This is a genomic window from Paenibacillus sp. sgz302164, assembly GCF_056120505.1.
On record NZ_JBVYOL010000009.1, the window covers coordinates 312,340 to 334,912 of the forward strand.

Annotated in this window: 18 protein-coding genes; 12 read left to right on the top strand and 6 right to left on the bottom strand. The window is 54.0% G+C overall.

Features of this window, described 5'->3' with window-relative positions; all coding sequences use genetic code 11:
• The first annotated feature begins 10 nt into the window (after window positions 1–10).
• Window positions 11–1,057, top strand: a complete 1,047-nt coding sequence (locus AC0LWT_RS17475) for a sensor histidine kinase (protein ID WP_474682562.1) — start codon at window positions 11–13, stop codon at window positions 1,055–1,057.
• Window positions 1,058–1,477: 420 nt separating this feature from the next.
• Here AC0LWT_RS17475 and AC0LWT_RS17480 read toward each other — a convergent pair whose 3' ends face one another.
• Window positions 1,478–2,377, bottom strand: coding sequence for a helix-turn-helix domain-containing protein (locus tag AC0LWT_RS17480; protein ID WP_474682530.1), 900 nt, complete (start codon window positions 2,375–2,377; stop codon window positions 1,478–1,480).
• A gap of 305 nt (window positions 2,378–2,682) precedes the next feature.
• On the opposite strand from AC0LWT_RS17480, the gene AC0LWT_RS17485 reads away from it, so the two are divergent.
• From AC0LWT_RS17485 to AC0LWT_RS17495, 3 genes are read left to right on the top strand one after another with little or no spacing between them, the layout of a single operon-like run.
• Window positions 2,683–3,714: a FecCD family ABC transporter permease gene (locus tag AC0LWT_RS17485; protein ID WP_474682531.1), complete on the top strand. Its 1,032-nt coding sequence runs from the start codon at window positions 2,683–2,685 to the stop codon at window positions 3,712–3,714.
• 4 nt (window positions 3,715–3,718) lie between these two features.
• Window positions 3,719–4,750: a FecCD family ABC transporter permease gene (locus tag AC0LWT_RS17490; protein ID WP_474682532.1), complete on the top strand. Its 1,032-nt coding sequence runs from the start codon at window positions 3,719–3,721 to the stop codon at window positions 4,748–4,750.
• Between the two features lie 26 nt (window positions 4,751–4,776).
• Window positions 4,777–5,670 carry an ABC transporter ATP-binding protein gene (locus AC0LWT_RS17495; protein WP_474682533.1) on the top strand — a complete coding sequence of 298 codons (894 nt, stop codon included), beginning with the start codon at window positions 4,777–4,779 and terminating at the stop codon, window positions 5,668–5,670.
• A gap of 177 nt (window positions 5,671–5,847) precedes the next feature.
• On the opposite strand, the gene AC0LWT_RS17500 is transcribed toward AC0LWT_RS17495, so the two are convergent.
• From AC0LWT_RS17500 to AC0LWT_RS17510, 3 genes are all read right to left on the bottom strand, one after another.
• Complete coding sequence (locus AC0LWT_RS17500) at window positions 5,848–6,198, bottom strand: DUF2500 domain-containing protein (protein ID WP_474682534.1); 351 nt, start codon at window positions 6,196–6,198, stop codon at window positions 5,848–5,850.
• Window positions 6,199–6,233: 35 nt separating this feature from the next.
• The gene (locus AC0LWT_RS17505; protein ID WP_474682535.1) at window positions 6,234–6,671 is read right to left on the bottom strand and encodes a GNAT family N-acetyltransferase; all 438 of its coding nucleotides are present in this window, start codon (window positions 6,669–6,671) and stop codon (window positions 6,234–6,236) included.
• A 1,097-nt stretch (window positions 6,672–7,768) separates the two neighbouring features.
• Window positions 7,769–8,848: a M42 family metallopeptidase gene (locus AC0LWT_RS17510; protein ID WP_474682536.1), complete on the bottom strand. Its 1,080-nt coding sequence runs from the start codon at window positions 8,846–8,848 to the stop codon at window positions 7,769–7,771.
• Between the two features lie 263 nt (window positions 8,849–9,111).
• Between AC0LWT_RS17510 and AC0LWT_RS17515 the strand changes: the two genes are divergently transcribed.
• Window positions 9,112–9,822, top strand: a complete 711-nt coding sequence (locus AC0LWT_RS17515) for an MBL fold metallo-hydrolase (protein WP_474682537.1) — start codon at window positions 9,112–9,114, stop codon at window positions 9,820–9,822.
• A 30-nt stretch (window positions 9,823–9,852) separates the two neighbouring features.
• Window positions 9,853–10,419 carry a TetR/AcrR family transcriptional regulator gene (locus AC0LWT_RS17520; RefSeq protein ID WP_474682538.1) on the top strand — a complete coding sequence of 189 codons (567 nt, stop codon included), beginning with the start codon at window positions 9,853–9,855 and terminating at the stop codon, window positions 10,417–10,419.
• Window positions 10,420–10,570: 151 nt separating this feature from the next.
• On the opposite strand, the gene AC0LWT_RS17525 is transcribed toward AC0LWT_RS17520, so the two are convergent.
• On the bottom strand, window positions 10,571–11,557 hold the full coding sequence (locus AC0LWT_RS17525; protein WP_474682539.1) for a cation diffusion facilitator family transporter: 987 nt from the start codon (window positions 11,555–11,557) through the stop codon (window positions 10,571–10,573).
• A gap of 396 nt (window positions 11,558–11,953) precedes the next feature.
• Here AC0LWT_RS17525 and AC0LWT_RS17530 point away from each other — a divergent pair, with 396 nt between their 5' ends.
• The 4 genes from AC0LWT_RS17530 (at window position 11,954) to AC0LWT_RS17545 (ending at window position 16,472) form a co-directional block, all read left to right on the top strand.
• Window positions 11,954–12,520, top strand: coding sequence for a glycerol-3-phosphate responsive antiterminator (locus AC0LWT_RS17530; protein ID WP_474682540.1), 567 nt, complete (start codon window positions 11,954–11,956; stop codon window positions 12,518–12,520).
• A 65-nt stretch (window positions 12,521–12,585) separates the two neighbouring features.
• Complete coding sequence (glpK, locus tag AC0LWT_RS17535; protein ID WP_474682541.1) at window positions 12,586–14,079, top strand: glycerol kinase GlpK; 1,494 nt, start codon at window positions 12,586–12,588, stop codon at window positions 14,077–14,079.
• Window positions 14,080–14,212: 133 nt separating this feature from the next.
• Window positions 14,213–15,919: a glycerol-3-phosphate dehydrogenase/oxidase gene (locus tag AC0LWT_RS17540; RefSeq protein ID WP_474682542.1), complete on the top strand. Its 1,707-nt coding sequence runs from the start codon at window positions 14,213–14,215 to the stop codon at window positions 15,917–15,919.
• Window positions 15,920–16,151: 232 nt separating this feature from the next.
• Complete coding sequence (locus AC0LWT_RS17545) at window positions 16,152–16,472, top strand: hypothetical protein (RefSeq protein WP_474682543.1); 321 nt, start codon at window positions 16,152–16,154, stop codon at window positions 16,470–16,472.
• A 349-nt stretch (window positions 16,473–16,821) separates the two neighbouring features.
• Here AC0LWT_RS17545 and AC0LWT_RS17550 read toward each other — a convergent pair whose 3' ends face one another.
• Window positions 16,822–20,232 carry an S-layer homology domain-containing protein gene (locus AC0LWT_RS17550; RefSeq protein ID WP_474682544.1) on the bottom strand — a complete coding sequence of 1,137 codons (3,411 nt, stop codon included), beginning with the start codon at window positions 20,230–20,232 and terminating at the stop codon, window positions 16,822–16,824.
• Window positions 20,233–20,486: 254 nt separating this feature from the next.
• Here AC0LWT_RS17550 and AC0LWT_RS17555 point away from each other — a divergent pair, with 254 nt between their 5' ends.
• Window positions 20,487–21,521 (top strand): agmatine deiminase family protein, encoded by a 1,035-nt coding sequence (locus AC0LWT_RS17555; RefSeq protein WP_474682545.1) that lies wholly within the window; start codon window positions 20,487–20,489, stop codon window positions 21,519–21,521.
• A 27-nt stretch (window positions 21,522–21,548) separates the two neighbouring features.
• Window positions 21,549–22,424 (top strand): N-carbamoylputrescine amidase, encoded by an 876-nt coding sequence (gene aguB, locus AC0LWT_RS17560; RefSeq protein ID WP_474682546.1) that lies wholly within the window; start codon window positions 21,549–21,551, stop codon window positions 22,422–22,424.
• The last annotated feature ends 149 nt before the right edge of the window (window positions 22,425–22,573 follow it).

Genomic DNA, 22,573 nt, shown 5'->3' on the forward strand with positions numbered 1-22,573 from the left:
GGCGGAGCGGATGCAGCGCCTCCGCGGCTTCCTTTTTCCCACAGCCATTTTTGCCGTCATAGTGATCTACTGGACAGGGCTTTATTTTGGAACAGCCTGGTTGTACGGTTACCTGGGGACGCAGCCTCGGGAACTGTTCCGGCAATTGATCAACTCTATCGGGGGCATGGTGCTCTGGGGCTTCACGATGTTGCTGATAAGCAGGTACTTCCATTCACAGCAAATGCAGTTTTTCCAGGCTATGATCGGGGCGATCCGCCGAATATCTAAAGGCGATTTTAACGTATCCATTGAGCAGGACCCAAACGACGGGCGATTCGTCGAGTTTGTCGAGCTGGTGGACAGCATCAATGACATGGCGGTCGAGCTCGGCCAAATGGAGCAGATGCGGCAGGAGTTCATCTCGAACGTTTCCCATGAAATCCAGTCGCCGCTAACGTCGATCAGCGGATTCTCCCGCGCTCTGCAAAGCGGCGACACGACACCGGAAGAGCGCCGGCATTATCTGGAGATCATCGAGGCGGAGAGCAGGCGTCTGTCCAAGCTGAGCGACAACCTGATGAAGCTGACTTCCCTGGAATCGCAGCATCACCCTTTCGAACCGAAAAGCTTCCGGCTCGACAAGCAGCTGCGGAGCGTCATATTAGCCTGCGAACCGCAGTGGCAGGAGAAAGAGATCGAGCTGGATATCGAACTGGCAACGGGTCATATAACGGCCGATGAGGAGCTGCTGAGCCAGGCGTGGAGCAACCTCGTTTATAATGCGATCAAATTTACTCCCGTTGGCGGAACGATCGGAATCCGGCTCGAATACCGGGACGACCGGGCACTAGTCCGGATCAGCGATACAGGCATCGGCATCGCCGAGGAGGACCAAGCGCACATTTTCGAGCGTTTTTACAAGGCCGATAAATCGCGGAATCGCGTTGCAGGAGGGAGCGGGCTGGGACTCTCCATCGTCAAAAAAATTATAGACATGCATCACGGAAGCATCGCCGTTGCAAGCAAGCTGGGCGAAGGCGCCGAATTCACGATTACGCTGCCCTTGACGAAATAACGATACGCACGGCAAATAGGGATCCCGCTTATCCATGATAACCGGAATCCCTATATTTCACTTATCGTATTCAATTGTAAAAAGACACGCTCCTATCAACCGACTCGCATTGCACATTCCAAACATTCAACTGCTGGTTCACGACCTTTACCGCTTTTCCACATCCCTGAGATCCCGCATGCCCCATGAATCAAGAAAAGTAAGAGAAAGCCTCGCACCTCTTTCCTTCATGGATTTTTAAAAGGGAGGGCATGCTTCGCTAACCGGCTTCATTGGACTATCCCCTTTCATTGAATCTACTATCATATTAGCCTATTATTAAAATATTGTAAATATTCAGATAACTAATTGATCGTTTGGAACTAGACAAAAGCGACCAAATTACCAACATTGCTGCCCGCGGTTAGTAGAATCGTCGGATTACCTGCTCGCCTTAAGAAATTTGTACCTATGGGGAGACACGCCCTCGACTTTTTTGAAAATACGGCTGAAATAGCTCGCATCGGCATAACCTACGAGCGCGGCCACCTCCCTCATGGAGCAGTTGGAAAAGGCCATCAGCTCCTTGGCGCGGTTGATTCGAACCCGGATTAAATAGTCGATCGGGCTGTAGCCGGTCTGGGTTTTGAACAGCTGGGACAAATAACCGGTGCTGTAGCCCACATATGCGGCAAGCGAATCGGCGGTCAGAGGTTCCATGAACCGGTCGTTCATGTATTGTATCGCACGCGTGACGGCGTCTTCGGTTTTCGCAGCGCGCAGCTGCTCCTGAAGCTGGCGGAACATGTGATAAATAAGCTCGTAAAACAGCTTCTTGGTATGTAGCTTTTCCGGTATGCCGGGGGATACCCAGGCCTGCAGCATTTGCTCGAACGTCCCGCGCAGGATCGCTTCCGAGCTGAGCATCAAATCATAATGCATCTCGGAAGGGGAATCCGCGGGATGCTGCCAGGCGAACTCGCTTTGCGCCGCTTCCGGCAGTTCGGCATGGTACATGACGAAGAAGTATTCCAAAGGCGCTTCCTCGACCGCAACATGGAGAATCATATCCTTGCCGACATGAATAATTTTGTGAGGCACCGCCGTGTAAGGAGCGCCATTGCAGATGAATGTGCCGGCGCCCTTGGTAACCATGACAAACCCGGCCGCGGGGGTCCGGTAATTGCGCACGGCTTCGCCCTCTTGCATGCTTCCGTAGAACACACCGGCGACGGAGATAGAGGCATGGCTCGAATACTCCAGATGCCTGTGCACTTTGCGGAGATTGGAGCCGGGGCAATCCGCAGGCAAATTTGAACTTGCAGCAAAGCTATGTTTCACGCTGTCGCACACCTCGCATGGGAAAAAATATCGCTTTTAAGCTGAATTTTATTGATAATGATTATCATTATCGCAAAATAACAGGCGCCGGTCAACATGAAACTCTTCAAACTACTGGGCTGCCTGCAGCATAGAAGCTGCGAGACCGAGAAAGCAGTGAGAAAAGTAGTTGACAAAGCAGTCCGCAGACTCTATCATTGAATAAAAAATGAAACTGATAATCATTATCACCATTTGAGGTGTTGACTTCATTTCGTCCCCGTTGACATCCTTGCATACTTGTTTTTTGGAGGCTATGGCTAGTTATGCTGGCAGGACAAAAGGAAGAGTTATCCCTAAGTACACGCCCGTACGTCGCTACTTTGATTTTAATCGGAGGAACGGCGGCTTTGTTGTTAGGATTGGCGCTTTCCATTTCCGTAGGTGCGGCGGATATTTCGCTGTCGACGGTGTGGACTGCCGTGTTTCGTTTCAACCCGGATTTGACCTCGCACCAGATTATTCAGGAGCTTCGCCTGCCCCGCGCGCTTGCCGGCGCTATGGTCGGCGCCTGCTTTTCGGTAGCGGGGGCGCTCATGCAGGGAATGACCCGCAACCCGCTGGCCGATCCCGGTCTGCTCGGCATCAATGCCGGTGCGGGATTCGTGCTGGCGGCGTGCTTTGCATTTTTCCCCGGCATGCCGTTCCATTATTTAATCTTGTTCTCGTTTCTGGGGGCTGCGGTTGGTACGGCGCTCGTATACGGCATTGGCTCTATGGCCAAGGGAGGTCTTACTCCCGTAAGGCTGGTACTGGCCGGGGCGGCCGTCAGCGCGCTGCTGGTAGCGCTTAGCGAAGGAATCGCCCTGTACTTCCGCATCGGGCAGGATATTGCGTTCTGGTACGCCGGAGGCGTCGCCGGGACCAAATGGCTGCAGATCAAAATCATGTTCCCCTGGATCTTGGGCGGACTGATCGGCGCCATGGCGATCTCCCGTTCCATTACTTTGCTCAGCCTGGGTGAAGAAGTTGCGGCCGGACTCGGGCAGCGCATCGGCCTTGTGAAGCTGGCCGGCGCGATTCTCGTGCTGGTTCTTGCCGGCGCGGCGGTATCCGCAGTCGGTGTGATCGGCTTTGCCGGACTGATCATCCCGCATGTCGCCCGGTATTTGGTCGGAGTGGATTACAAATGGGTCATCCCATGTTCGGCCATTTTGGGCAGCTTGCTGATGGTCATAGCCGATATCTGCGCCAGAATGATCAATCCGCCGTATGAAGTGCCCATCGGAGCGATTATCGCGCTGATCGGGGTTCCGTTCTTCCTCTATCTGGCACGCAAAAACAGAAGGGAGATGTAGCGGAATGCACACGCAGGTGGAAAGCTTGAACCGGAGAAAAGCGCTTCGCGCTGTTGGCGTAACGGTCTTGCTGGGAATATTTATTATACTTGCCTTTATCATAAGCATGAATATTGGTTACACACGGCTTTCGCCGATCGAGGTGTTCACAACCTTATTTGGTGCCGGGACGCAAAAGCAGGCGCTGATCCTGTTCGAATTCAGACTCCCCCGCATCATCATATCGGTGCTGGTGGGCGGCGGTTTGGCCATCTCGGGAGCTGTTCTGCAAGGCATATCGCGCAACGCGCTGGCCGACCCCGGGATACTTGGAATCAATGCAGGGGCAGGGCTCGCTGTCGTGCTGTTCGTATCCTTTTACAAAGTGAATGCGGCTGCTCCCGTGTTCATTATGCCTTTTCTGGCTCTGGTCGGCGCAGGGCTGGCCGCAGCGGTCATTTACTTGCTGGCTTACAAGAAAAAAGAGGGTCTTTCGCCCACGAGGCTCGTTTTGGTCGGAATAGCCGTCGCTGCGGCCATTCACGCAGGGATGATTGTATTGACCATTCGGATGGACCCGAATGATTTTCAGTTCGTATCGGTCTGGCTGGCGGGCAGCATTTGGGGAACCAACTGGAAATTCGTTCTGGCGCTGCTGCCGTGGATGCTTGTACTTGTACCCTTTGTGCTCTACAAAGCAAGAGCGCTGAACGCGCTGAATCTCGGTGACCCCGTTGCTATCGGCATCGGCACTTCCGTTGAAAGAGAAAGACTTGTTTTGCTCGGCGCAGCCGTCGCCTTAGCGGGATCTTGCGTTGCCGTCGGCGGAGGCATCTCCTTCGTCGGACTGATTGGACCGCATCTGGCGCGGAAATTGGTCGGGGCGAAACATCAATACCTGCTTCCGGCAGCCGGACTTGCAGGCGGGCTGCTGCTCATTGTCGCGGATACAGTTGGCAGATGGATTTTGCAGCCTTCGGAAATCCCGACCGGTATCGTTGTTGCCGTCATCGGAGCACCCTACTTCTTATACTTATTGGCAAAAGCTAAAGCATAAAAAACCGGAAGTGAAGGAGAGTTTATATGGACCGTTTAATGACCAAACAACTGGATATCGCGTACGAGGACCGCTTAATTGTCAAAGATTTGAACGTATCGATTCCGTCAGGCAAAATCACAGCGCTGGTAGGCGCGAACGGATCGGGAAAATCAACCATCTTGAAGACGATGGCGCGGATTATGAAGCCGAAGGGCGGGGGCGTATATTTGGACGGCCAGTCCATCCACCGGCAATCTACGAAGGAAGTGGCCAAACAGCTCGCCATTTTGCCGCAAAATCCGATAGCCCCGGAAGGCTTGACCGTGTCGGAACTGGTCGGCTATGGCCGCTTTCCGCATCAAAAAGGGTTCGGTTCGTTAACGAAAGAAGATAAAGACATTATCCAATGGGCGATTCAAGTAACGGGAATGACCCCGTTCTACGACCGTCCTGTCGACCAATTGTCAGGCGGCCAAAGACAGCGCGCGTGGATCGCGATGGCGCTTGCGCAGCAGACGGACATTTTGTTCCTCGACGAGCCGACGACGTTCCTGGATATGGCGCATCAACTGGAAGTATTGAAGCTGTTGGAGAAGCTGAATGAGGAAGAAGGCCGCACCGTCATCATGGTCGTGCATGACCTCAACCACGCGACACGTTACGCTCAACACATGGTCGCAATTAAAAGCGGAACCGTAGTCAGCGAAGGAACGCCTGTAGAAGTAATGACCAAAGAGGTGCTGCGCGAAGTGTTCGGCATCGAGGCCGATCTGGTCGCCGACCCGCGTACCGGCGTGCCCCTTTGTCTGCCCTACGAGCTTGCCGCAGAGCCTTACAGCAATGCCGCCGATAAGCGTACCGACAAAGCGGCGGATAAACAGCAGGCGCGAGCCCGGCAGCAAGCCGAGGTGCGCGACGAAACGCTGCAGCCTGTATAGGGGCGGCATAAAAAAGCACCCGTCTGTCGCTATCTGAGCGGCAGCGGGTGCTTTTTTGCGTTTCAATCGGGAGCGGGTCCTTCCGGACGCCGGGGATTTGCCGGTGGCAGGAAACTGCAAACGCGCGTTTAAGTCGCGCCTGCCAGCAGTCAGGCAATGAAGCAGACTAACCTCAGGCTAAATGTGCCTGACAAAGTTTTTAAACCTTGTGCCCTGATGCGTCAAGGTCCCCCGATCTCCTTCCACGATAAGGCCGTAAACTTTGGCGCTTACATGCAGTTCCAGACGGCTGCGGTCCTCGAATTCAAACGTAACGTAATAATTCGTACTCGCGCTTGAGTCGCCGGAACCGCCCCACACTTGGGTTCTTTTGCTTACTGCGGTATAGCTGCGATTTTCGATGGGGGACGCGTTGTTGGATGCCCATGTTGCGAGTCCTTTGACGATTGTGAAGATCATGATGGCCGCCACCATTCCGCCAAAAACGAGCATGCCTGTCGGCGGGCCCCCCATAAGACCAATCTGCATACTCCGTACCTCCCTACATGCCAAAACGCCGCATGCTACAAAAATTTTTTTACAAAACGGTAACCCGTCTCTTCAAATCCCAACTGTTTGTAAAAATTGTGGGCTTCCTCGGCCCTTTGAAAACCGGAAACGAGCCACAAGCCCACGCAGTTATGCTCGACGGCGAGCTGCTCCGCGTAATCCATCAAAATCCGGCCGAAACCTCTGTTCCTCGCCTCCTCGTTCACGACAATCACCGAAACCTCGCCGTATCTGGAGACATCCTCGATATTCTCGCGAATTCGAAAGCCGAGAGTCCCCCGAATCCGGCCGTCCTCCAAACAAACATACAAGGAGTCGAACGGGCTGGTCCGAATAAAGTGGAGCCGGTTTTCAATGTGGAGCGGGGAGATGACCTTGCCGGTCAACTGAGACATCAGCATGCTTAATTCCTGGGAATCTTCCGAAGCGGCATTGCGAATAACATAATCCATTAGTGTCCTTCTTTCTTCTCTGAAATGGCGATGTGCCTATACTAAGGTTACCATAAAATGGAACATTAGTTCTACATTTCATATTGAAAAAAAGAAAATTCCGCCCCGAAAGACGGAACGAAGCCGCCCAGCCCCCACACGCCGGAGCCCGGTCGAACAAACTATCTGGAAATGCGGAGAAAACCTGCAAAAGAAACCTGCAAAAGCCCCCATGACGCCGTGGACGTCACCCCACAGAATGAAAATAATCAGGTCTACTGCGTTCTATTTTCGTATAAAGTGCAGTTTTTGCTCAATGGATATGCCTGCAACAAAATATGCCTGCAATTGTTAAAAAGTTACGGGTTGGGGGGAACCAGAGGGGAGTTAATTTGAGGTGCAGCTGATCTTTCCCTATACGCCTCTCCAGCGCAGGTTATAGCGTTGTAAAGTGAGGGGGGATGAGGCGGTTTAATTGGAGAAAAAGCCTGCGAAAGTGCAGGTTTTCTCTGTGAAAAAGGCCCATTTTGGCGAAAAACCTGCAAAAGTGCAGGAATTTTCACGGAAAGTGGATCTGAGTCCATGTGTTCGGTGAAAAGCCTGCACAATTGCAGGAATTCTTCGCAGCCAGCGATCAAGGACGCAAAATTCATGTATTTTTGCAGGTTTTTTCGCGTAGCCAGGGAGATTGTGGCTATCGCTTATGACGCAGGGGGGTTCAACAGCCTGCAATTGTCAGGCTTTTCGCCAAAATGAACTATTTTCACGAAAAAAACTTTCCAGGCTGTTGAGAAACCCCCTTTTTTCCTGGATGCTCAAAAAAAGCACCAAAGGTATAAGCCAAACACTCCTCTCAGATCGTTTTAAATCAATTTTTTCTCTTCGAGATGAGTGGCCCCCACATAAAAATTGATCTGAGAGGAAACCCGTTAGACTTTCTCGACAGCCTGACTTTCGCAGGTTTTCCCCTACTAAGCTGCTTTGTGCCCCTCTGCTTCAGCAATCCGCAATCCCTACAGGTGAGGCGGTAGGGAGGAAAAGCGGCGGTTCCTCTACCCCGTCGCTCTGTCAGCAATCCGACTCCGCCTCCAAGGGCGGAACGCTACCACCTGAGCGGATCAGGCTTGGGCGTGGATTGTGTTCAGCGTCGTGCGGTCGCTTTTTTGCACGAGCTTGATGAGCAGCTCCTTGGCGGCGGCATAATCGTCGACGTGCAAAATGGAGCCGGCCGTATGAATATAGCGCGCGCAGACGCCAATCACGGCAGAGGGGATGCCTCGGCCCTGCAGATGCACTTGTCCGGCGTCCGTGCCGCCGGCTGAGATATAGTACTGATACGGGATTTTGTGAGTCTCCGCCGTATCGAGAATGAACTCGACCATCCCCCGGTGGGTGAGCATGGTGGGGTCATAGACGCGCAGCAGCGCGCCGCGGCCGAGCTGGCCGAAGGCCTGCCGGTCGCCGGACGAATCGCCGGCGGCGCTCACATCCAGCGCGTAGAACAAGTCGGGCTGGATGAGGTTCGCGGCGGTCCGCGCGCCGCGGGCGCCAAGCTCCTCCTGTACGGTCGCGCCGGCGTACAGGACGTTCGGGAGCTTCGCATCCGCTGCGCGAAGCTCCTTGAGCAGCTCAATCGCCAGGCCGACGCCGTAGCGATTGTCCCAGGCTTTAGCCAATATCCGCTTCGGATTGGCTAAAGGGGTGAACGGGCAGACCGGCACGACCTGCTGCCCGATAGCTACGCCGATGGCCTCGGCATCTGCACGGTTGTCGGCGCCGATGTCAATGTACATCGACTTGATGTCTACGGGCTTGGCGCGCGCGGCCTCGTCCAGCAAGTGCACGGGCGTCGAGCCGATCACGCCGAGGATCGGCCCTCGCCCGGTCATAATCTGCACGCGCTGGGCGGGCAGCACTTGACTGAACCAGCCGCCGAGCGGCTGGAACTTCACCGTGCCATGCTCGGTGATGCCGTTCACGAGAAAGCCGACCTCGTCAAGATGGCCGGCAACCATGATGCGCGGGCCGTTTTCGTCGCCGCGCATCACGCCGAAAATGCTGCCCAGCCCGTCAAGCACGATTTCATTCGTGTAAGCTTCCAGCTGACTTCGTACATATTTGCGAATCTCGCGCTCGAAACCGGGCGCGGCCGGCATTTCGGTCAAAGTTCGGAATAATGCCAGTGTATCTGCATTCATGGTGGAATCCCTCTTTTCAAAAATATATGGACAAAAACGTTCAAGCACGAGCTTCATTTTATCATACGGAATCGCTGAATGCTTGTATGTGGGGGAGATCGGGGAGAACGATGTAAGAGAGCGGGGAGCCGTATTTCCGGCGAATCGGGGGTAAGGGTGGTAAGTGCGCGGGGCACGGAAGAGGAGGACAAAGCCCCTCTTGACTAAACTAATATAATTAGTTATTATACTAATATAATTAGTTTTTGGGAGGCGTTTATTTTATGGAAATAACGAAAAACGGTTTTTTGTATCAGTTGGCCTTTCTGCCGAGGATTTTTCCGGTCAATTGCTATTTGGTCGAGGAAGAGAAGGAGCTGACGCTGGTCGATGCGGCGCTGCCTTACAGCGTCAAGGGGATTTTGCAGGCCGCCGAACGTATCGGGAAGCCGATTACGAACATCGTGCTCACCCATGCCCATGGAGATCACGTCGGGGCTCTGGATGCCTTGAAGCGGGCGCTGCCGCAGGCCAAGGTCTCGATCTCCCGCCGCGACGCGAAGCTGCTGGCAGGCAGCACCGATCTGGAGGAAGGCGAACCGGATCAGCCGATCAAAGGCGACGTGCCGAAATCGGTCCAAACGAAGCCTGACGCGCTTTTGGAGGAAGGCGACCGGATCGGCTCGCTCCAGGCGGTCTCCGCTCCGGGCCATACGCCGGGTTTGATGGCCTTTTTGGATTTGCGCAGCCGCGCTTTGATCGCGGGGGACGCTTTCCAGCTGCGCGGTGGCATGGCCGTGTCCGGTGTGTTGAAGCCATGGTTTCCGTTTCCGGCGATGGCGACCTGGAGCAAGCAGACTTCGTTGGCAAGCGCAAGAAAGCTTGCGGAGCTGAAGCCCGCTTTGCTCGCCGTCGGGCACGGACGCATGCTTGCGAACCCGCATGCTGCGATGGAGCAGGCTTTGGAAGCTGCGGCAAAAAGATTTATACTGTAAAGAAATGGATGAAGAGATGGGGAATATGGAATGGCTTATCGACAAGGATTGGATACAGACGCCGTTTTACAGGCTGCAATTGAAATTGCGGACCGCGAAGGGATCGAGCAGGTGACATTGGCTGCGCTGGCCGGCAAGCTGAATGTGAAGACGCCTTCTTTATACAACCATATCAAAGGCCTGCCCGGCTTGAAAAAGCAGTTGTCCCTGCTGGGCCTGATCCGCATCAAAGAGGCGCTGATCGAGTCGATCCTCGGCAAGTCCGGGGATGATGCGCTGCTGGCCGCAGGCTTCGCTTATGTCAATTTTGCGAGGAAGCAGCCGGGGCTGTACGACGCGATTACCGCGTCGCAGGATTTGATGGACCCTGAACTCAGCGAAGCGGGCGGCCAAGTTGTTGGGATTATTCTCCGCATACTGGAGGATTACAATTTCGGCAAGGAAAAAGCGCTGCACGTTGTACGGGGCTTCCGCAGTATGGTCCACGGGTTCGCTTCGCTGGAACTCAGAAACGGCTTCCAGATGGACATTGACCGCGATATGAGCTTAAATCTGCTGCTGACTACGTACCTGTGCGGCTTGCGCGCCGCACTTTGAGCTGCAAGCCGCGCAGATAAAGGGCGGGGTCTCTTCATGCTCCGAATCTGCAGATTCGCGGCTCCGGTCGGCCTTTTTTTTGTTGCATATACTATCGAAAAGAGACCGTCCCCACAAGCGAAAAATCTGCTTCGGGACGGCCTCTCCGTCTTTATCTATGTTCAACCGGAATCCAGTCGCGGACCCCGTTATCTTCTATAATTCCAAGCGTAACGTCGGTAATGTCCGGGTCTTGCAGCAATCTGTCACGAATTTTGAACTTGATGTCGTCCGCATCGGCGAGCGATAAGCCCCGGCTTAGCTCAATCAAACCGTCAACATGGTAATAGCGGCCTTCCTGAAGCACGCGCATTTGGTAAATGTCCATCACATTTGTTTCGGAAAGGATGATTTTGGCGACTTTGTCCTCGATATCGGGAGGGGCGGCCACGCCGATCAGACCTACCATATTGTCATAACCGACTCTGAATGCGACAGCGACCATCAAAAGACCGATCATAATCGTGACAACGCCGTCCAAAACGGCAAAGTCCACCAAAGCGGTAACGGCGACTCCGACCAGAGCCAGGAGCGCGCCTGATGTGGCGACCAGATCCTCATAAAAAACGAGGCGTGTCGGCGGGGCGGCACGTTTGACATTGCGGAATGCGGCCATGACGACGGCGAAACCTTTGGCGTCGACACGGGATTCGCGAACGACTTCCTTCATGGCTTTGATCAATACGTACCCATCGACCGCGATGGAGAGCAGAAGCACGAGAAGATTCAGTATAAAACCGGAAGTTTGCACAGGGTGCAGAATTAAGTGATAGCCTTCTTTGATCGTCTCGTAAGCCATAACCGTTACAACGATAACGGCGATCATACAAAAAATGTTAATGACTCGGCCAAATCCGGCCGGGAAACGGCGCGTGGGCTTTTTTTCCGAAAGCACGCTGCCCACAAATACGAAAGCCTGATTCACCGCGTCCGCCACGGAGTGCATGGTCGATGCGAACATTGCACCGTTACCGGTTACTGCGGCGGCGACTCCTTTGGCGATTGCGATTAACGTGTTGCCTATTGCTGCTGTTGCTGAAGACATGTTGCCTTTCTTGAGTAAACTCCAAAACTCGCTTCGTTCCGGGTCAGGGTCCATTGTTGAATAATTCCTCCTAAAAAGGTTTATAATAAATGCCCGTATTTTCTTACGTGCCGGGGAGTTAAAAGTTCCAGGTTTTTTGGACTAATTATCCAGAGGGCACAGATTGACACACGGAAGCAACGCCGTTAAAATAAAAAACAAGTTCATACAAGTGACGGAGAACAGGAGACTCACATCGGTTGCTCATCTTAAAACGGTGCGGCAGTGTATGTGAGTTTTTATGTTTTCGAAAAAACGGAGCCGAGTATGAAGCAAAAGAGCCGCACGGAAAGAATGAATTTGTAAGCGTATTCATATTGTTTTAAAATAAGAATGTGAATAACGTTCTGCATATGATAACGTTGATCTTGAGAAATAGCATGTTAAACTAACCGGAACGGAGCGCGTTCGATGTCGTTTCAACAGCAAACGATTTTGCCGGCTGTACGCAGGATGAAAGACCTGGAGAAGCTGCTGAAATCCCCGTATTCCTACCTGGTTTTGCTCGATAATCATATCGGACAGCTCAAGAGCGTCGTAGACTTGGCCAAAGCGCACGGCAAGCAGTTGCTGCTTCATGCCGATTTGATCGAAGGGTTGAAAAACGACGAGTATGCGGCTGAATTTTTATGCCAAAATATTCGCCCGGCCGGGCTGATCTCGACGCGGGCCAGCGTAATTGCGAAAACGAAGCAGAACGGCCTGCTGGCCATTCAACGGCTATTTTTGCTCGACAGCAGCGCTCTTGAAAAGAGCTACGCGCTTCTGGAGCGGACGCAGCCGGACTTTATCGAGGTTCTGCCGGGCGTGATACCGCACGTGATCGCAGAGGTGAAGGAGCGCACGGGCATTCCGATTTTTGCCGGCGGGCTGATCCGCTCGGTTCGCGATGTCGAGCAGGCGATTGAAGCCGGCGCCGCCGCCGTCACGACATCACAACACGAGTTGTGGAAGCATTTTGCAGCACCGGCACAGTAGGCAGGCAAAAGGCAGCGAGCCCTTGGGGGCCGCGCACGTATTTAAATGACATGGAGGCTGTATAAGTGGATACAACCTATATATTGTCCCTGGATCAGGGGACGACGAGTTCAAGAGCGATTTTATTTGATAAGCAAGGAAATATAGCGCATTCCGCGCAGTTGGAGTTTCGGCAATATTTCCCGCAGCCGGGCTGGGTGGAGCATGATGCGAACGAAATATGGCTGTCCGTTCTGGGCGTCATTGCGACGGTGCTCGCCGAGTCGGGCGTCCGGCCGGAGCAGATTGCCGGAATCGGCATTACGAATCAGCGGGAAACGGCCGTCGTATGGGAGCGCCAAACCGGCATGCCGGTGTACCGGGCGATTGTCTGGCAATCGCGCCAAACGGCGGCCATTTGCGACGAGCTGAAAGCGCAGGGGCTGGAGGACATGATCAAGGAGCGGACAGGGCTGCTGGTGGACGCTTATTTTTCCGCGACCAAGATCAAATGGATTCTAGATCATGTGGAAGGAGCAAGAGCGGCTGCGGAGCGCGGCGATCTGCTGTTCGGCACGATCGATACATGGCTGATTTGGCGGCTTACGGGAGGAAAGGTTCATGTCACGGACTATTCCAACGCTTCCCGGACGATGCTGTTCAACATTAGCGAGCTGAAGTGGGATGAGGAACTGCTCGCTCTGCTCGACATTCCGGCGGCGCTTCTGCCGGAGGTGCGCTCTTCCTCCGAAGTGTACGGATATACGGAGGAGAGCCACTTTTTCGGCGCTTCGATACCGATAGCAGGCGCGGCGGGCGATCAGCAGGCGGCTTTGTTCGGGCAGGCTTGCTTTGAGCAGGGGATGGCCAAAAACACTTACGGCACGGGCTGCTTCATGCTGATGAATACGGGCGCGCGGCGGATTCCGTCGCGCAGCGGGCTGCTGACGACCATCGCCTGGGGCTTGAACGGCAAAGTGGAGTATGCGCTGGAAGGCAGCATTTTTGTGGCCGGCTCGGCGATTCAATGGCTGCGGGACGGTCTGCGGCTGATCGAGTCGGCGAAAGATACGGAGGAGTATGCGACACGCGTCGCTTCGACCGAGGGCGTCTACGTGGTGCCGGCTTTTGTCGGGTTGGGCACTCCATATTGGGATAGCGAGGTGCGCGGGGCCGTATTCGGCCTTACGAGAGGCACTTCGAAAGAGCATTTTGTGCGGGCGACGCTGGAATCGCTTGCTTTTCAGAGCAAAGATGTGCTGAAAGCGATGGAAAGCGATTCGGGAATTGCCCTGACCAAGCTGCGCGTCGACGGAGGGGCCGTGGCCAACAGCTTCCTCATGCAGTTCCAAAGCGATCTGCTGGGCGTTGCCGTCGAGAGGCCGCGCATCCGTGAAACGACCGCCCTCGGCGCGGCTTATTTGGCCGGTCTGGCCGTCGGCTACTGGCGGGATCAGGCCGAAATCGCCGCTCAGTGGCAGGTGGACCGGACATTTGAACAGCAGATGGAGCCGGCAGTCCGGGAGAAGCTGTACGGGGGATGGAAAAAAGCGGTGCAGGCGGCAATCGCTTTTAAATAATCGCGAAACGTGGTATAGTAATGACAAGTTAATAAACGGTTGGAGACCAGGAGAAACCACAGCAGCCTGTACGTGTATGCGTAACAGGTATGTTGTGGTTTTTTTGCTTGGGGACCTTGGGAGGGAGACCATCATGACAATGGGTACGGAGAGGATTAAACTTACCGGCGAATTTTCGGGTTTGGAAAGACTCGGCGTTTTGAACGCCATGGCGGAGCGGGAATTTGATTTGATCGTCATCGGAGGAGGCATAACCGGCGCGGGCATCGCTTTGGACGCGCAAAGCCGCGGACTGCGGACGGCGCTGGTCGAGATGCAGGACTTCGCCGCGGGCACGTCGAGCCGCTCTACGAAGCTGGTGCATGGCGGTCTGCGCTATCTGAAGCAGTTTGATGTAAAGGTGGTTGCGGAGGTAGGCAAAGAGCGGGCTATCGTGTACGAGAACGGGCCGCATGTGACGACGCCGGAGTGGATGCTGCTGCCGCTTTATCAGGGAGGGACATTCGGCAAATTCTCGACCTCGTTAGGGCTGCGCGTCTACGATTATCTCGCAGGGGTCAAGCGGAGCGAACGGCGGCGGATGCTTGGCAGGGAGGAGACGCTTGCTCACGAGCCGCTGCTGGGCAAAAAAGGGCTCAAGGGCGGCGGCTACTACGTCGAATACCGCACGGACGATGCGCGGCTGACGATCGAGGTGCTGAAAAAAGCCGTGGAACTCGGAGCTTTAGCGGTAAATTACGCGAAAGTGGAAGAACTGATCGTCCGCGACGGCAAGGTGGCCGGCGTGCGCGTCGTCGATCAGGCGGCAGGCGGCGCGCAGAACGGCTCCTACCGGATCTATGCGGCAAAAGTCATCAATGCCGCCGGCCCGTGGGTCGATGAGCTGAGAGAGATGGACGGATCGAAAAAAGGCAAGACGCTGCACCTGACCAAAGGGGTGCATCTGGTGTTCGACCAGCGCCGCTTTCCGCTGCGGCAGGCGGTTTATTTTGATACGCCGGACGGGCGGATGGTGTTTGCCATCCCGCGGGACGGCAAAACCTACGTCGGGACGACGGATACGAACTACAGCGGGGATACGGCCCATCCCCGCATGACGGCGGCCGACCGCAGCTATTTGCTGCAGGCGGTCGGCGGGATGTTCCCGTCCCTCGGTTTGACGGTGGAAGACGTCGAATCGAGCTGGACCGGGCTGCGCCCTCTGATCCACCAAGAGGGCAAAGACCCTTCGGAGATTTCGCGCCGCGACGAAATCTTCGTCTCGGACTCCGGCCTCATCTCGATGGCCGGAGGCAAGCTGACCGGCTACCGCAAGATGGCGGAGACGGTCATGGACCGCGTCGCCGCCATGCTGGCGACGGAAGGGCGCACGGCGGCCGTGCCGCCGAGCCGCACCCGCACGCTGCCGATCTCCGGCGGTGATGTGGGCGGCCCGGCGCAGCTGGCGCCGTTTGTTACGGCCTCGGTCAGCCAGGGCATGCGCCTGGGGCTGACCGAGGCCGAGGCCGCGCTGCTCGCGCGCCGATACGGCTCCAATGTGGACGCCGTATTCGGGCTGCTGGAGCAGCACAAGGCCGAAGCGGCGGAGCGGGGCATGCCCGCCGCGGTGCTCGCTGCGCTCGTGTACGCGATCGAGCGCGAGATGGCGGTGACGCCGGCGGACTTTTTCGTCCGCCGCACGGGCGCCCTCTTCTTCGACATCGCGTGGGCAAAGCAGTGGAAGGCGCCGGTCATCGCCTTCATGGCGGAGCGCTTCGGCTGGAGCGAAGCGCTGACAGAGGCCCGCACCGCGGAGCTGGAGCGGCTGCTCCATGACGCCGTGCAGCCGCTGGAGGAATAAAAGCAAAAGCTTCCTTTAACGCCGGGAAACCGGCGAAGGAAGCTTTTTTTACCCTATCGTCGGCGTAACCGAGAGAGGTTCCGCCTTATGTATGCTTTTCGCTGAAGCCACCCGAAGACTCGATGGTCCCGTCTTGTACGGGGTGAGAGCGAGAAAGCCTGCGAAAGTACAGGCTTTTTTGGCGAAAATGGCTCATTTTGGTGAAAAGCCTGCGATTGTGCAGGAATTTTAGATGAATGTGAACCTGAGCCCGTTTTCGGTTAAAAAAGCCTGTATAATTGCAGGAATTTTTTGTTTCCAACGTATCAACGAGCAAAAAACTGCATTTTTGCAGGTTTTCTCTGGCGGTGAGCAGATCGTGCCCATCGATTCTGACTTATGCAGGTTTTCTCCGGCAGTCAGCAGATTGTGCGTTTCGGCTATGACTTTTGCAGGTTTTCTGCCCTTTTGCTTACGAGGGGGCGGCTCGGCAGGCCGATTTTGCGTGTTTTTTCCGTATCGGCCTCCAAGCCGACCCTTTACGAGCAAGCTTTTAGGGCTGCCGTTTGCCTGATTCCCGGTCTTGCTCCGAACGTCAGGCTTACAAGTGATTGAGGCGGCCGGGCGATCCCCTTTTTCACCAGGTTGGATAGTGCATTGCCATTCGGATTAGCGAATCAAATTGCCGCTGAACCTGGCGTTTATTTTTGGGAGAGGGGTATCTTCCAATTGTGAAGATGCGGCCGCTTGCATTGCGCCCACGCAATGGGCTAGCGTATCAAGGCGCTTTGCGGCGACCGCAGCGGCTTGCACCGCGCGCAGCTCCCGGTGCGCGGTGTTGCTCTGCATGACGGCGGTCGGTCGATCACTTGAAACTATTTTTCGCCGCCAGGATGGTTTCGGGCCAAAAGGTTTTGCTCCATTTATTGCTTCACACTTAGCAACGTGAGGTATATAACGTCAACGTTATTTACCGTTCCTTTCAAAGTGTACTTCAATCCCGCGGCATAATAGGTTGTGTATGGGATATTGGAAGGAAAGGTTGTTTTTAGTAAAGATATTTTCAAAAATGTTTGTCCTTCGATACTTAAGACTTCAAATGCCGTTCCCCCTCTAGTGCTGCCGATTTGTAGATTGGAATAGTCCAATTGTCCGATTAAAGGCGAATTGGATGTTCCGGCGGCATTATCCTGGTCCTTGAACGTAACCAAAACGGAATCCGCATTCTGAGCCGCGGGAGGCAATTCGTAGTAGTGATCTCCGCTATTCATGGTTAATGGCGCATAGACTTGCTTGGACACGGAATCGTAAGGTGTCACACTGTTTATTTCCAGGGTGATTGGTACCGTATATGTCAACGATACAGGGGCTGAGCATCCCGCGTCATTGCAAACTTCCACGGCAAAGGTATAGGCCTGTCCCGGTTGAACAGAATCAATGGAAAATCCAGACGAAGCGACGTTGTCGGCAATTAACTCATTGTTTTTATAAACTTTGAATGCCGATATGCCCCATGGCGAGTTGGTGTGCCAGCTCAGATAGACGGTTTTCGTCTCCGCATAGTAGATCGGAGTGTTAAACGTTACCGGATCAGGAGTGGTATATACCTGGATTGGATTCACCCGGTACGGCTCGCCCGAAGCTATCGCAAAATTGGAGGACGTTGCCGTGCTATAATCGGGTTTGGTTGCTGTAACCGAATAAGTCACGCCGGGATCAACGTTATCAAAGCGAAAATTGCCTTGTGAATCGGTCGTTGCGGTCCTGTTACCTCCGTTTAAGGTTACGGTAGCGCCGGAGACCGGTTTGCCCCAATAATCGAGAACGGTTCCGAGCACAGAGCCCTTGACCATCACGCCGGGAATAGGAATGGCCGCTTCTGTACAGACGGTTTCATTGCAAAGTGAAGCCGTGCTTCCCGTAAAGGATGCTTCGGTCGGCTCGGATTTATAAGTCAGTTTATAAACGGTACCGGCCTGCTGCGGATTAACGGTCAATATAACCCAATTCGGAAATTGCGGGTAATGGGTTGTGCCTGCTACAGTCAAGCCGTTGTCAAACTTGAACTGTTCCGCAGAAGGGTTGGCAACATCTGTGTCGAATTCGGCTAATACCAAATCGGACCGCAAAGGCCTCAGCGCGGCCACATGTCCGACCTGCTGCTTGACTGTCACGGTAAACGTTTTTTTAATGATAATGGTTCCATGGTAGTAAACATTGGCTGTAAGGGTAACTTCTTTATCCCCAGCTCCTGAAGCGGGACGATGCATCCACCAGAGTGAAAGAATGCCGGAATCGCTGGTACTCCAAGCGATTGTCGCATCTTTTAAATCAAGTGAAGGAAAAGTAATGTGCTTTGTTACTGAAGAAGCGGAGTCTCCGTCCGCGAATGTCAATTGAAAATCGGCTAAAGCTTGTCGCAACGCGTATGTCGAGCTTTTGAATTCATTGAATAATGCGATACCGCCGCCGAGCTCCGTGTCAGTCACTCCCCATTTCTTGGCCATATCAATGGATCGTTGAATCGTATCGACTTGGCTGTCGATCTCGGAAAGGTCATTTAAATTCGCGTACATGGAATTGACTAAATAATTGAAATAGCCGAGAGCGCTCTCTTTCAACTCGGGCATTTTGGATGGGTCCAGCGTCACTTCTCCGCTGCCTCCGGTCAAGACTCTGACAATCGCGTCAGTATCTCCGGTAATGTTCACATCGGTATCGGCTTGCAGCGATGTAAGACTGGTGGCAAACGACAGCTGTACGGAAGAGCCCGTCGAGACAGGGGCGAGGATTAATTTTTTGACGTTTGTCGGCATGGTGTTGCCTAGCGTAGGCGTCTCAAGCCGGATTAAAGAGTTCGGGGCTTCGACCGTCACTTCACTGGCGATAGTGCCTCTCAGCACGATGGTTTTCCCCGCTGCGGCGGTAATGAGCTTGATGGCGCCAAAGCTGCCTGTAGCGGAAGATGACTCCAGAATCGCCTGTGAGCCGATTTCCGTGTTATCGACGATACCGCCGTCTTTGGCTTCGATGCGTACATGGCGGCCTTCATTGTTGATGGCGTTGATTTTCAGCTTTTTCACATGGCTATTCAGCAGCTTAATCGAATTTACACTTCCGGATTGAATCTCCAGCTGCTCGGGATCAATGTTCTGCAGAGTGACTTCGCCGTCTTTTCCCGGGTTAACAATCAGATTTTGAACGGTTGTTCTGGAACCGCTTGCGGGCCCGTAAATTCCGGAAGCATCTACAGTTACAGTGCCAACCGCGCCGCCGCTGGCCAGCAATGCTGCAGGAGTTTGAGGGACGGCAGGCACCACGGCTCCACCACCGCCACCACCGAAACCACCACCGAAACCACCACCACCGCCGCCAAACATACTGGATGTTCCGACCACCGTTTTACCGCTGATTTTGCCGTTGAAGGTTAAGGCGTAAGTTTTGCCTGATTGCTGGGAAGTTGTGGTGAGAACGACAACTTTGCTATCGCCCGGTTTCAAGGAAGCGGCTGTTACTTTCAAATCGTTGTCAAAAGCAAAGTCGTCTTTATTGGCATTTTTAAGTTCTTGGCTGAACGTAACCTCAATGGTGGTGTTGTTCGTGGCGCTTAAGCCGACGACGGTTAAGGCTGCCGTTTGAGGGGGCTGTCCTGCCAGTTGTTGGACTTTGGTCGTATAAATCGTTTTATTCGTTTTCAATTCATAAGCCAGCTTAGCCAGAGCTTGTCGATCCGCATATTGCTCAGGATGAAAGCTGACTGTGCCGTCCGGATTGTCTGTTCCTTGCACCAGACCGATTTGTGAAGCAAGCGAGACATAAGGTCTTGCCCAATCAGCCGTTTTCGAAAGGTCAGTGAGTTTCTTATCCGTAGGGATTTTGTCCGCTTCTTTTTCCAATCCCATAGCCCTTACAAAAAAGACGACCAATTGCTCCCTTGTCACCTCCGCGTCCGGGGAAAATGCGTTTTCGGATGTGCCTTGTGTAATCCCGGATGATACCAAAGCGCCAACATATCCCCGATACCAGCTTGTTGGCGCAACATCGGCGAATGGAGCGGCTTTTGTCGGATCTTCGGAAAGTCCTAAAGAAAGCACAAGCACTTTGGCCAGCTCTGCCCGGCTCATTTTTTGCCCAGGCTTGAATGTTCCGTCTTCATATCCGGATAGGATTCCTTGTTTCACCAAGGCAGTGATTTCTTGCTTTGCGTATGATTCTCCGGTGTCTGTGAAAGTTTCAGGCGTTTCTCCATAAACAGCGAAAGGCAGTATGCCGGCCAACAGGAAGGTGGCCGCTGCAGCTGTGGAGAGGATCTCGCGGGTTCTGGCAAACAACATGATGAGTGCTTCCTCCAAACTAAAGATGTTATAGATAATAGTCCGATAAAACTACGTGGCATAGGCTCAAATAATTATACGTTGACTATGCTTTGTCTGTAAAATAAAAATTAGGAAAATTTCGGGATTCCCTAGCTACGAATCGAATGCCAAGCTTCCCCGCCTCATTGAGACGGAGAAGCTTTTGTTATATGATGAATGACAGTGTGGTATGCGTCCTATACAAAATTTTATGATAAAGCGAGTTGGCTGGAATGAACCCAAAAGAACTTAGTTATACGATGCCTGCGGAATGGGTTAACCATGAGCGGACGTTTATTTCGTGGCCGGTGGAGGCGTCGATGGTTTATCCGGAAGACTACGCTGCCGTGAGTGAAGGTTATGCGGAATTGGTACGGGCGATTGCCGAATTTGAGCCGGTTACGGTTATTGTGAACCCCGCAGAAGCCGAACGGGTCAAGGAGCTGTTTGATAATTCCCGGATCGAGTTTCTTGCCATCGAACATAACGATGCCTGGTTCAGGGATAACGGACCGACGTTCGTTCTCAACGATAAGCAGGAAATTGCCGGTGTGAACTGGCGTTTTAATGCGTGGGGGGGCAAATATTCTCCATGGGATTTGGACGACGCGGTCGCTCCGCAAATTCTTGAGCATTACCGGGTGAAGCGCTTCGACGCGCCTTTGGTGCTGGAGGGCGGTTCGATTCATGTGGACGGTGAAGGCACGGTTCTGACGACGGAGGAATGCCTGCTGAACGAGAACCGCAATCCCGATCTCGGCAGAGAGCAGATTGAGGCTTACTTAACCGATTTTATCGCCGCTGAAAAAGTCATCTGGCTGAAAAACGGGCTAAGCGGCGACGAGACGGACGGTCATGTGGATAATGTCGCATGTTTTGCGGCGCCGGGCAAAATCATTATGCAGGTGTGCCACGATCCCGCGGATGAGAACTACGAGATTACGCAGGAGAATTTGCGCATTTTGAGCGAGGCTGTAGATGCCAAAGGCCGCAAGCTGGAAGTGATTCCGATTGAGCAGCCTCCGAAAGCCGTATTCGGGGACAGCAGGCTGACGCTGAGTTATTTGAACTTCTATTTTGTCAACGGCGGCATTATTTTGCCGATATTCGGCGGCGCTGCGGAAGAAACGGACCGCAAGGCTGTTCAAGTGCTGAGCCAAACGTTCCCGGACCGGAAAATTCGCACGATCAACGGCATGGCGATTATTAAAGAGGGCGGCAATGTGCATTGCACCACGCAGCAGATGCCTGCAAGCAGCAGAATGTAATTGTGGAAAACGAAAGAGGTGACTCCCATGAGAAAAGTGACGGTAGCGGCGACACAAATGAGCTGCTCCTGGAATATCGATGACAATATCCGCAAAGCGGAAGCACTGGTCAGACAAGCCGCGGCGCAAGGCGCGCAAATTATTTTGATTCAGGAGCTTTTTGAAACGCCGTACTTCTGCCAAAAGGAGAAGTCCGATTATTACCGCTACGCGACCGAGCTTGAGGAGAATAAAGCGGTCAATCATTTCAAGGCGATCGCCAAGGAGCTTCAGGTGGTCCTGCCGATCAGCTTTTACGAGAAAAAGAATAATGCAAGGTACAATTCGCTTGCCGTTATCGATGCGGACGGCGAAGTGCTGGGCCTGTACCGCAAAAGCCACATTCCGGACGGTCCCGGATATGAAGAAAAATTTTATTTTAACCCGGGGGATACCGGTTTTAAAGTGTGGAAAACGCGCTATGCCAAAATTGGCGTAGGCGTATGCTGGGATCAGTGGTATCCGGAAGCGGCGAGATGCATGGCGCTGATGGGCGCGGAGCTGCTGTTCTACCCGACGGCGATCGGATCGGAACCGCAGGATGGCTCGATCGACTCCAAGGACCACTGGCAGATGTGCATGCGGGGTCACGCCGCGTCCAATCTGGTTCCGGTCATTGCCTCGAATCGGGTCGGTCTGGAAGAGGACGATGATTCCAGCATCACGTTCTACGGCTCGTCCTTTATTGCCGGTAATGCCGGCAACATGGTCGCCGAGGCGGGCCGTGCGGAAGAGACGGTGCTCGTGGCCGAATTCGACCTCGATCTGCTGGAAGTGCAGCGCATCGAGTGGGGCATTTTCCGCGACAGGCGTCCGGATCTGTACAAAACAATCGCCACATACGATGGCGAGCAAGTACTTTAAAGCGCGGGTCGTCCCTTTCGAGGGACGGCCTTTTTTTGGGGGAAGGGGCCGCCCGCCAAACCAGCGATCTACCTGCTCGCTGCCCTCCATCGGCCCGCCAAACCAGCGATCTACCTGCTCGCTGCCCTCCATCGGCCCGCCAAACCAGC